At 56.4% G+C, this 12,008-nt stretch carries 8 protein-coding genes; 3 read left to right on the forward strand and 5 right to left on the reverse strand.

Annotated elements, in window-relative coordinates:
- Positions 1-349 precede the first annotated feature (349 nt).
- Together EGH23_RS17935 and EGH23_RS17940 are read left to right on the forward strand one after the other, a co-directional pair.
- On the forward strand, positions 350-955 hold the full coding sequence (locus tag EGH23_RS17935; protein ID WP_220581352.1) for a class I SAM-dependent methyltransferase: 606 nt from the start codon (positions 350-352) through the stop codon (positions 953-955).
- 2,162 nt (positions 956-3,117) lie between these two features.
- Positions 3,118-3,330 (forward strand): type II toxin-antitoxin system VapC family toxin, encoded by a 213-nt coding sequence (locus EGH23_RS17940; protein WP_220581353.1) that lies wholly within the window; start codon positions 3,118-3,120, stop codon positions 3,328-3,330.
- A gap of 217 nt (positions 3,331-3,547) precedes the next feature.
- Here EGH23_RS17940 and EGH23_RS17945 read toward each other — a convergent pair whose 3' ends face one another.
- Positions 3,548-4,510 carry a transcription initiation factor IIB gene (locus tag EGH23_RS17945; protein ID WP_220581354.1) on the reverse strand — a complete coding sequence of 321 codons (963 nt, stop codon included), beginning with the start codon at positions 4,508-4,510 and terminating at the stop codon, positions 3,548-3,550.
- 394 nt (positions 4,511-4,904) lie between these two features.
- Between EGH23_RS17945 and EGH23_RS17950 the strand changes: the two genes are divergently transcribed.
- The gene (locus EGH23_RS17950) at positions 4,905-5,336 is read left to right on the forward strand and encodes a universal stress protein (protein ID WP_220581355.1); all 432 of its coding nucleotides are present in this window, start codon (positions 4,905-4,907) and stop codon (positions 5,334-5,336) included.
- A gap of 469 nt (positions 5,337-5,805) precedes the next feature.
- Here EGH23_RS17950 and EGH23_RS17955 read toward each other — a convergent pair whose 3' ends face one another.
- The 4 genes from EGH23_RS17955 to EGH23_RS17970 form a co-directional block, all read right to left on the reverse strand.
- Positions 5,806-6,468, reverse strand: coding sequence for a helix-turn-helix domain-containing protein (locus tag EGH23_RS17955; RefSeq protein WP_220581356.1), 663 nt, complete (start codon positions 6,466-6,468; stop codon positions 5,806-5,808).
- A gap of 107 nt (positions 6,469-6,575) precedes the next feature.
- The gene (locus EGH23_RS17960) at positions 6,576-6,764 is read right to left on the reverse strand and encodes a hypothetical protein (RefSeq protein WP_220581412.1); all 189 of its coding nucleotides are present in this window, start codon (positions 6,762-6,764) and stop codon (positions 6,576-6,578) included.
- Complete coding sequence (locus EGH23_RS17965) at positions 6,761-7,159, reverse strand: DUF7344 domain-containing protein (protein ID WP_220581357.1); 399 nt, start codon at positions 7,157-7,159, stop codon at positions 6,761-6,763. Before EGH23_RS17965 ends, EGH23_RS17960 begins: the two co-directional genes overlap by 4 nt.
- A 74-nt stretch (positions 7,160-7,233) precedes the next feature.
- On the reverse strand, positions 7,234-8,073 hold the full coding sequence (locus EGH23_RS17970) for a helix-turn-helix domain-containing protein (protein ID WP_220581358.1): 840 nt from the start codon (positions 8,071-8,073) through the stop codon (positions 7,234-7,236).
- Positions 8,074-12,008 lie beyond the last annotated feature (3,935 nt).

The following is a 12,008-nucleotide window of genomic DNA, read 5'->3' on the forward strand; positions in this document are numbered from 1 at the left end:
GTCGATTATGTTCTGATTTGAAGCGAAATCGCTTCGACCCTCTATGTCCCCACTCTACCCGGAACTGAATCAGTGCGATAATAGGGGGACACCCGACCGGAGCGTGATACACTGAGGACACCCGAACGAGTGCCGATACCTCTGACACCCGACATACTTGATACACCTCGATACCGGGGTGTGACGATAGCTCAACTTGACGATGACCGCGGCAAATTCCTACCGACATAACTGGTTCAAGGCCCGACTGTTGGGTAGTACCGCGTGAGCTGCGAATGGTACACAGTTCAAGGAAACGGCGCTCTCAGTCTGAGGAAAGGGTTTTACTCATGGACTCTCGATCCAATCTATGGAACGGTTTCAGAACACACGACAGCCCGATTGGGACTGGTGGGGACGACTGTGGCCGACTCCCGGGGAAACACTCCGTGAACTCGGTCTGAAATCGGGAGACACGATTGCTGAAATCGGCTGCGGAAACGGCTACTTTGCGCTCCCAGCGGCTCGAGTCGCCGCTCCTGCGTCGGTTTATGCGCTAGATATCGACGACTCTCTGTTAGCAGAGCTCTCACAGATTGCTGCCCTACAAGGTATCGAGAATCTCATCACAATCAACGGCGACGCTCGACAGTTATCGGACCAACTCCCAGAACCCGTCGATGTCGTTTTGATGGCGAACACCTTCCATGGCATCGACGAAACAGCTGCCTTCGTCCAGCAAGCCTTCGAATCACTCCACCCTGGCGGCCGGTTCGTTGTCATCAATTGGGAGGACTCCCCACGGAAGGCAACTACAATTCGCGGGACGCCGCGTGGTCCGCCGACCGAGTTACGAATGTCTCCTGAAACAACGGAGCAAATAGTTCTCGATACGGCGAGGTTCGTTCTCGAGGCCACTGTCGACCTTCCGCCGTATCACTACGCGCTCGTGTTCAAGCGAGAATACACCGACTAAACGATTAGGACTCGTGTTCTCTTTAACGGCTGTTTCGGCCGTCTGTCCGTGAAACTAGCATCTCTGGCAGATAGTTGACCTGGAAGTGGTCACAACGAGCGAGCAGCACAACCGAGACAACAGTCCTACGAGCACCAGCAGTCTACTCACAGGACTGGTGGCTCCTTAGTCGAGTTGGAGACAGGGTCCCCGACCGCCTGAGTGACACTTGCAGCTCTATGACGGCAGTAAGCGACGATGGCCCTCCAGTTCTCTTCGGGTACTGAATTAGCGAACACGTGCTACGTCGTTGATGTTTCTGATGTCGCTGATGGGTACGACGCTGACGCTGTGTCATTTCGATGAGCGTTGACCGTGATTCCGCGGTCCCAGCTATGGTGCCCGCGTTGGAAGCTCCCCCAGCCCGCTAGTGCGGACATGACGGGATGGCCGTTCCGGTGGTGGAACTGTCACGGTCTGGGCCACTCTCGCCGACGAGAGTACGTGCTCCTCAACTGATGACGACACTACGCTGTCTTCGACCCACGAGGGGAGGCTGTACTACAAGCACAAACGGTCAGCGAGAATCGGGACAGTCCCAAGCGTGGCGACGCCGAAGCATCTGCGACGCGATACGCGACCTATCTGAAATGTGGCAACAACCTCACAGTGTAACTAGCGACGTACTCCTACGGGAGACCGTCGCTGTCCATCGGGATACTCCTCGACGTTCGAGGGAGTTCACGAGGTAGCTCAGTACTCTCTGTCCGGCAAGACATCTGGCTGAAACGGCCGCTGTACGGCGCCGTCGAGCACAATCGATCGGCAGTCAGCCTGCGACCGGCGAGTCCGGCGTGTGGTACTGCTATAGGAGGCTATCGGCAGCTACCGTCTGGCACTCCTCGTCGACGGTACCGATTGACGCAGTAGGGTGTCCATCGTCTCGACTGGCGGGGTGCCCGGCTATCCTGCTGACCTCGGGTGTCTGTCTTGTCTCCGAGTACGTCGACGCCGTCGGCAACGATCTCTTTACTGTCGGCCGCATGTATCGCTGTCCACCGTTGGGGAGCGAACCTGGGTGTCGAGTGGGTCGCGACGACGAAGACGTCCTTCGATGCGTCGCCAGATGCGACAACCGCCGGTCGGTGCTCTTATCGGTGGGCTTGCTGGCGTCGACGGATTCTGGTCGTACCGGTAGCAGTGTGAGTTCGATCACGTCTGTCGGCGACGTCGGCTCGTGGTTCGTGCGACGGTGGTCGTGAATATGGTCGGTCTTCTACTGGTCAGTGGTGTCGCACTGTCACGCTACATGTTTCGAGAGCTCCCGTAGATGGGTATGCTGGCCGCAACGAGTGTGGCAGACAGCTTGGGTCACTCGAAATGGGGACGTCGGTGTCATCCAGACAGTGTCTGCTGGAACCGACGGCACGTGACCGTCATGCACAGCGTGGTGGTCGAGCAGTCCAAGCATTCTGGGATAATACGGTAGGTCCGAATCTGTGAATCTGCTATGCCGGTCTCATCTGGTGAGACAGATCCACCAGATGACTCCTCATCACTCACATCGTATTCTTCGATTCTGACAGGTACGACAGTTATTCGCTCTCGGCGCGTTTTGCAGTCGGCCCGTGAAACACACTGGCTTCACACCTGTACCCCACCCTTCCTTTGGACGATTTTCGAGGTACAGATATCGGTATGAGAGCCACAAAATTCCGAAGCGCGGCGTAGGGCTGGATTGCGGCCGTAACATCCAGCCTCAAGATTGTGTTGTGGATCTTGGAGACGTAGATGTAGCCGTACAGCGTTTCAAACTGGCGAATACTGTCTTCTGAGATACTACAAAAGAAATTGTTACTATTCCAACCTTAGGCTTCGGAGTTCGTGTTACTATTCCAACCTTAGGGTTGACGGTCGAAAACCGCTAAGACGGTCGATATACTGCCGTAGAGCTCTGCTATCCAGCCTCAAGATTGGCTTGTTTCGCTGTGAGGTCGTAATCGCTGTACTTCTCCGAATTGTTATGGGATGGGCTGTTTTCGGTCGGTCAGCAATCGAGACACCGTCGTGCCATTGGAGATAGTAGTCACGACCGTCGGTGGCTGAACACGAAGGAGCTCGTGGCTGGGCGAGCGATACATGGACAGCTCAACCCTGCTGAACTGCGCACGAAGTTCGAATGGATGACCATTATCCCCTTCGGTTCGATCATGTCATTGCCGCCGGGAAGATGGAAGCGGACCTGCGCCAATGAGGAGCTGAATCAGGACAAACTCAATACCCTCACTGGCGATCTTCCAATCGCGGCCGTCGCAAAAGACCTCGGGGCGACTGTCGGGACGCAAAATACGGCTGCTTTCGAAGTGCTTGACGGCGTGAAAGTCGAATCGTATTGAAACTCCCCCACTGCGCGCAGTTACCATTTGAGGCGCTGGCTCGAACTCACTAGTGACGCTCGTCGATTACGTCGACAAGAATGTTTTCGATATGCAGCACGACCTCAATAGCTCTGTTTATCGAATCGCCGGACGGTCCCCGCTTCTTCGTTTGTCACCAAGTTCTAGTGCGCTTCGTGACTATGCCCGTGCATCCCACGCCAGCCGAGGATGAGTGTTACCCAATGGGCAGGCTCTGCTCAGCTTCGAGCAGTTCGTGGTAGCGGTTGCGGATCGTGACCTCGGAGATGTCCGAAACCTCGCTGACAGCCGTTTGTGTCACCTTTTCGTTGGCCAGCAGCGAGGCGGCATACACCGCGGCCGCGGCGAGGCCGACCGGCGACTTTCCGGAGTGGACGCCTTGCTCCTTGGCGTTCTGAAGCAGTTGGCGGGCGCGGTGTTCGGCCTCCTCGGAGAGTTCGAGATCCGAGGCGAAGCGCGGGACGTAGCTCTCGGGGTCGGCAGGTTCGATTTCCAATCCGAGTTCACGGACGACGTAGCGGTGCGTGCGGGCGATCTCGTCTTTCTCGACCCTGGACACCTCGGTGATCTCGTCGAGTGAGCGTGGGACACCGGCCTGTCGGGCGGCGGCATACACCGAGACCGTCGCGACGCCCTCGATGGACCGGCCCGGCAGCAGGTCCTCGTCGAGCGCGCGGCGATAAATGACGCTGGCCGTCTCACGGACGTTCTTCGGCAGGCCAAGCCCGGAGGCCATGCGGTCGATCTCGCCCAGCGCCTGCTTGAGATTCCGCTCTTTCGAATCACGCGTGCGGAAGCGCTCGTTCCACTTGCGCAGTCGCTGCATCTTCTGGCGCTGCTTGCCTGACAGCGAATTGCCATAGGCGTCTTTGTCCTGCCAGCCGATGTTGGTTGAGAGGCCCTTATCGTGCATCATGTTCGTCGTCGGCGCGCCGACGCGGGACTTCTCGTCTTGCTCGTTGGCGTCGAACGCGCGCCACTCGGGGCCGCGGTCGATCTCATCTTCCTCGACGATGAGCCCACAGTCCTCACAGACCGTCTCGCCGTGTTCGTCGTCCACAACGAGCGTCCCGGAACACTCCGGGCAGGCTGTCGAGGTGGATTCCGTTGTCTGTTCGTCTTCGTTGGCTCGTTGCTGGGTTTGTGTGCGTTCGCTCATTGGTTGCGAAGGCGAGGTTCACCGGGCACTGGGACCAACCGTAAAACCCGGCAGCAATCGGTAAGAATACGTTTGTCCAAAAGATATTTAATTGTTATGATTCTAATCACGGATGAGCGGTCGAGCCACGAAATGCGTGGTTGTATTTCCGTCACACAATCACCTTGTCCTGCCGGCAGTTCGCGAAGAAATCCAGCGGCGAGGAACTCGGATCAATGCCTTCGAGGAGGGTTTCAGTGTTTTCCTGCTGGGCGAGATTAGGCTCGAGTATGGATATGGCTGGATCCTGCCGCTAGCTATGCCTGAAACTGTGCTCTCTTCGAGAGTGGTCGAATATGGGATTCGAGTCACGTGTAGCACAGGTTTTTTGCTGTTCATCTAATACCACAGTAACGTGTACCATGACATCCTGATCCCGACGGATGGGTCTGATGCAAGCGTCACAGCGTTGAATCATGGTATGGAGATCGCATCGAGTATGGATGCGACGGTGCATCTCCTGCACGTCGTCGATGTTGGGGTAGAGATGTCCGCAGCTGCTGTCGGAGATATTGCGGATGATCTCACCGAAGCACTCGATGAAGACGCGAAAGAGGCGCTCAACCAGGCCGAGCAAATGGCTGATGAGGCCGGCGTTACATCCAAACGAGCCATTCTCGAAGGCGTCCCGGAAGACGCAATACACCAGTATAGCGCCGATAACGGAATCGATCTTATCGTGGTTGGGGAAAGCGAGGAGTCGACCATCACGGAACAATTCTTCGGTAGCACGACGGACGACGTTCTCGAGTCAGCAACGGTTTCAGTTCTGGTTGCTCGGGACTGAACCTTCCGTTGGAAACCTCCCATTTTCTCGTGCCAGTTCATATTGGCATCCACAGGTAGGCAAACTAAGCGCTCAGAGAGCCCGAGATAGTGAAACCGTCTCATGATGCGAGAGAGCGATAGCCGTTTGGACTACTGACCCTGAGATAGTTCGCTCGCTATAGATCAAGTGTCTGCGGTCAGAGGAGAGCCTTTGGGGAATCGCCGAGAACAAAAGGAGATAGAGAGACCCCGTATGCGTAGACTGCACACGCTACTAAAGTGTAATCCGACATCCCAGAGTCGGCAGAACGAGCGTCCACTAACGAGTCGCCCCTTGAGATAGCTGCCTATACGCACGCGATACTCTCTTGGAAAGGCACGTGCGTTAGCCGAACTCTCTACGCACGAATTTCAGGTGTTTCTTAGGAAGCACAAAATTTTAGCAGCAACCAACTGCACAGAGTACAGGTTTTATCAGCTCTCGTGGGTCAGGGATGTGATTCAGCGGGCCCGATCAGTACGGTGTTTTCGACGAGCGCGTGGGTGCCCCGACGGAGACACTCCGATAAGGCTTGATGTGAGATCTCCATCTCGGTAGCGACCTCACGGAGCGTCACCTCTCGGGGTACGTCGAAAAAGCCCGCGTTGACAGCTGTGACGAGCGCTCTATATTGTTTCGTCGTCAACCCATAGCGGCCGGACGGCTCACCCTCCAGCTCTTGAATCGCCTCGATACTGAACGAGAGTTCGTGCTCCGAGCAGAACATCTTCGTTTCGGAGAGATGCTCACGGGAGGGATACATGAGCCGAAGCGACCACGTTCCATTCTTCCCGAAGGCGTCGAGTAGGCAGGCTTTCGCGTTTGTCAGCATCTGGAAGAGCAGACTGACCTGGTCGAACCACTGCATGCGATAGAGGAGTTCATCATCGAATGCTGTCAACAGTTCTAATTCGTCGACTGTTGGGTCCGATTCACAGGCTGCTTCGAAGTCATCAGGCTCGACACCTCGAACCCATAGGAGTGGCATTACGGTGTTCTCACCCCCTTTGATGAGTTGTTCGGCTTCGATTTCGAGGTTTGGGAGCGAGGTGAAGGCCTCGGACAGTGCGAGTTCACAGGCTGGGATAGTTGCGTTGATGAGTGTCGCCATTCTAATTTGTTGCTCCCGCTTGCGAGCTGATGGGGCGGGAAACCCATTCGATCAGCATGGCTGGACGAATTCCCGGCAGAGAGGGTCTCGGTATGACCCGTAGAGACTTATCTCGTCTCTTCATTCACAATTTCCCTACTCGGTGTCGCTCGTGCAGCCTCAACGTAGCGGTACTGGAGTGCCTGCCGGAGGTGATACTTCATTGAGTCCGTATCATCCGCGGCCAGCGCCGCCTCCAGTTGCTTGGTCGCCGCCTCTATGTGCGTAGGTACCACACGTTCACTGTCTGTATTCACAGTTCGTCACCGCCCGTGCTGCCGTGGTGTGTCACTAGCTGTTCGACGTCTGGATGCCCGTGATACCGGACTGTGCGGCTTCGCATGTCGTAGTCGAGTATTCCGTTTGCGGCTAGGTTCGGGAGATATGCCTGATGAAGTGCAACGGCGATGGACTCGTACTGTTCGTTCTCTTGAGTTCCTTCTCGCCGGGCTACCCAATCGATAAGTTCACGGAGAGTTGCTACACCGTCGTCTGCTGCTTGGAGACACGAGAGGGCGTAGCGGCAGCGCCGGTTCGAGAGCAACTCGATGCGGTTGCCACAGGACTCACTCTCGCCGAGCCGACTGTGGGTGGCCGGAGTTCCGTCGGCTAGGTCATGTCCTCGAGCAACATTGGTTGTCCTGTCACTCATATCTCGAAAGTGCACCTCACGGCAAAAGACAGGACGCCTCAACAGAGTCCGTTCTTTAAATAGGACCATGGACCTCAGGGGGTGTCTTCGTTGATTCCCACTCCTGTTGGTTGCCCAATCTGCAGCGTATTGCTTACTAAATTGGTGTGGGCACGCCGGAGTCGTTCGGACGCCGCCCGTTTCGTGATACCGACCGTATCCCCGAGCTCTTTGAGCGTCATCTCGCGTGGAATCTCGAAATAGCCGTGTTCCAGCGCTGCCAGTAGTATCTCGCGTTGCTTCGACGTGATATTGTACTGGCCGATCTTCGGATCAGTCAACTCGTAGAGCCGGATAAGTTCGAATGCGATGTCGTGGTCGTCGCAGTAGCTTTGCAAGTCGCTCAGTATTGCCCGCGACGTAGCCCGAAGTTTGAACGTCCATTTGTCGTTGTTACCTTCCGCTTCGAGGACGACGATGTCGTGGGCCTGGAGCCACTCCAAAAAGGGAGTCCCAGCATCAGCCCATTCGATCTCGTAGAGTGCGCCACCATTGAGATCCGCCGCTCGCGAGAACGTCGCGATAGTGGGATCGGCAGCTGCGTGTTCCTCAATGATGGTACAGTTGCCATTGTCTGTGACCCACAGATACGGGAATTCCTCGTCGTACGTGGGCACGAACTGTTCGAGTTCGACGATAATCTCAGGAACGGCCTGTAGCGTCTGGGCGAGAACGAATGTGTCAGCGGGGACAGTGAACTCGACGATGAGTCTCGAGCTGTCGTTGGATGTCTCTGTGTCGCTTCGGTTGCGGTCGCCGCCGTCATTGGTAGTTCTCATAACTGACGTGGTCGCTGTTGCGGAACAGACAGTTCCTCTGTGCTGTGTCCCGCGTGGCGACCACGCGAATGAACCGTGCCCTGCAATCGGCGGCACGTCGTCCGATATCCATTGGCCCCTTCATAATCGGAGCGTGGCTCGGACACTCAATGTGGACTCGCAGTTCCGTCCGTAGATATCACAGGGCAAGTCAGTTAACGCTGGTGGGCGATGACTAGTTGCCAGCCTGTCGACGTGGGCCATCGCCGATCGTCCCCACTCACCGGCCGAACAGCGCCAGCTGACTGTTGGAATCAAATCGAATGACAGCGGCAGGACTAGCGAGAGCCACACAATATATATAGCAAGAAACGTTTTCAAGCATACAACCTAATTAGTGAGATGCGGGTACGTGTCCCGTCAGCAGTAGTCCTGTCCCCTTTGGCCCCGTGTCCGGCGGTTTAGTTCACCCGCCGGGCTCTCCGTAGTGTTTCGGCACTATGTGCGCTTAGTCAGCTAAATCGGTCAGCAGAACACCCGTGGTTGTCTCATCAGCGTTGTCGACGTCAGTAACCCACCGCTTAGGCGCTATTGAACGGTCGGCCACAAGCACTATTCCGTGTGCGGGCGATAGCCACACATGGGTTCCGGGAAGCGCGATTCTCCCAGACTACCATCATACCTGGCCCCGGAGCCCATCCCTGCCACCGCACTGGAGTGGCGATGCCGGAACGCGTGTTCTCCCCGGCGTGGCATAGCTTTTTCACGGAGATTCCGCCACTATCTAGTTGGGTCCTGTCCGTCTGTGAATCGCTCGAGTCCAGTATCTCAGTTCACAGACGGCGACGCTAGGACCCACAGTCCCCGCCGCTGTGTGGCGGTTCGGTCTGAATCATCGCCAGTATACGTGGCAAGTGACGTGGTATCATTGCTCGCTTCAAGTGACCGGCCTAGTCGTGCTCGACGTCTCACTCCGGTGCCGTCGTGTTCGTGGCCGGCCCAACAATGATAGGCCTGGCCCTGCATGCTCTACATGGACTCTGGGCGACTGTCAGTGTACTCCAACCTATCGTGTGACAACCGCCCAGAGTCCGTTTCTAAGTCGCTCCATCAACGTGTTAGGACTGAGAAGAGCGACTGCCAGGCGAGCACGGTCATGTAGTAGCTGCTGTCTGTTCCCGTGCCCCGCTATTGGTGGCCACACGCACCCGGGACCTGCTGGCAACAGACGTACCAAGCCACGCCATCGAGCGCCCACGTGGGCGCTGGGCCACAGCCATTGTCATGGATGGTTGGTGCTGTCCCAGCTGTCCCACCGTCCGCTGTGTTTAGAGAGTCGTCCGTTTAGTCTCGCCTCGACACTGCTCGTGAGCCGATGGCTCAGCGCGATGTCGCCCATCGGTGGCGGCAAATCGAGGCCGAGTACAAGCTGTCTCCCTCGCGCACGAGCGAGCCACACACAGATTCTAGGATCGTATCCTAAACGATCACCGCAACTCCGAGACGCCATCTCTGTCGTTGCACGGCCGCCGTGAGGGCTGTCGACCAGCCTGTCCTGGCGCACTTTTATACGGAGGTACGGCCACTGGCTAGACGGATCCTGGTGTCTGTGTTCGATTCCTTGCGGTCGCTCTCCTAATCCCCTGTCGAACACGGGCATCGGGATCCACTTTCCATATCGCTGCATGGCCCTTCTTGGTGGGCCACCACCCCGAGCCCCATTGGCTAGCCAGCCACAAGCACTACCTTGCGTGCCGGCGATAGTCGTCTGTGGATTCCGGCCACATTCTGACGTCCGTACCGCAGTTACCAGTATTCTTGGAATCCACCCTTGTCGTCACAGGTGTAGACTGGGGCGACCGACATGTTGCAGTGGCGTAGTTTTATGGGCTAGTCCCGACCACTGACTAGATGGGTCCAGCGTCCCACCGTCGGCCTGTACCAACCCTTACCGACTGCGGGCGTCTGGATCTACTCTCCGTATCGCTGCATGGTTCTCCGAGAGGTTGATCCGGAAATATCTCCGGTCGCTGCCCAGTTCTGGTGGCGATACTGTGTAGGTTGGCGTAATATACAACGAAACAGATATTCATACTGGACAGCGCGTAGCAGACTGCCGGCGTCCAGCGGTTTGCCGTCTGCCAGCCAACTGTCAGAGGCGCACGATTGGACGCTCTGTCACCGTCGGCGACGGGGGTTTCGTCGTTCGAATAGCATCCCGTTGTAGACCCATCGCGGCGGCGATCTATATCGTCAGCGTAGTAGCTTGTAGGACGTCGAGCAGTCACCAGACAAGTGGTTCTGTGCCGCTGACACCACTGACTGATGGAGTCCCCCGTCGTACTCGTTGAGCAATGGCGCTGGGTGGGCGAACGGTTGTTCATCGCTGGGTGTTCCCATTGACGACACTACGGTGGTACCCGGTCCTTCGCTCTGATGGGCCCTCACACTGATAGGGATAGGCACTCATACTCCACATGGACTCTGAGCACTGAGAGTTTCCAAAGCGAATCGCAGTGTGTACTCATCAGAGTCCATTTCGACGCCCTCGACCCAGTATGTCGAGTCCATATCCGCCGACTGACGGTGAGCACCTGACGCATGAAATCTGGCATTGTCACTTGCTCACCGTTGTCGGTGTGACTTGCCGGCGCGCGTGCTAGTGGTAACCTTGACAGTGCTTGACGTGCGATGTATCTGTGGGCGCTGGGATCTGCCCGTCGTCTGAAGTAGCTCATGACGCCACCACCTCAGCGTCCGCGGTTGTGCCTGCGAGGCCGTCGTCTGGCCGGCCTCGCTTTTGTGTGCCTGCTAGTGAGATTGTCCGAAAGTGCCATCAGTAGTAATAGGGTGCGGGTAGACAGAGCTGGCCAGCATGGTGACTCGATGGTGAGTGTACTCGATGATGGGAGCGGCGCGGCAGTGTGGTCGTCGATCGGGACTCGGATGTCGAGGGGCTACCGACAGGTATCGCGACGTTTCACCAACGTGAGAGGGGCCACCCTCCATCCGGTTTGGATGTCTGGGTTGTCGTGACGACTCGGGATCTCTACCGGCGACGCGATTGTTTTTTCGACGAGTCAGGTCAGCCGTGATCAACGATGCCGTCGACGTTCGCTGCGGCGCGTCGCTAACCAACGTGGCTAGAACCCAGGGTATCTGTTGGGTAGCCATGGCGGGCGTCGGCGAGTCGTCAAGTGCGACAGCTACCGGTTGGTGCTGTACTCGTTGGCGTTGCGATCGTGTAGCTAGCTTTATTTCGCTGTCCGATCAGCAGCTGTGGCTCGTACCTCTCAGAGTGCTAACTAATACCGGTTAATTGACGCTGATTATGATTTCTAGCGATCATTCGACCTTCCTCACATCGGGACCGTTGACGGCTCGATAGATAATATTCGTAGTAAGGTCATTTCTTCGAATGAATACTAACTCGAAATCACGGGACGGGATGGCTGTGAGTTAGATATATACAAGAAAATATTGCCTCTGAGTCGCCCTAATCGCACGACGGCGACCGGATTAGTCACAAATAGCATGACCGTTTATCTTGTCCCACAAATTCGGGGTGTCTGCGTAATAGTATCTAATAAAACATATCAGATTGAGAGTGTTCCGCTGAGGGTTGTCGCCAGACTAATCACCCCCCGTCATCGATTTGTATTTTGGTAACGACTGAAAGTCTCATATTCCATATATGAAGGCGCTTTGCGTCATTATGCCCAACTAGGACGCTGACGATGGAATATCATCTGACTCCAACCACACACCGGCCAAGCCGATGCTGAGGCCCACCGACGCTTGGAACGTACGTGTCTCGAGATCGAAGAACCGTACTCGGTCTGAAACCCTCTGATGGGAGTTCCGCATTTTTACAATTCCTCAAGCAGCGACTGTGCTGCATGCTTACCGTCTTTGACCAAGCTGTCCAGAAATTCCGGGATGAGTGGTTCGTCACACCCATTGTGAACCAGGATTTGGGACTGGTCGCTCCCGGTTCCTGCAGCTACCAAACAGCCACGGCAGCGGCGGCAGGGCACGTGCTACCGCGTTCC

Source organism: Haloarcula nitratireducens (assembly GCF_019599505.1).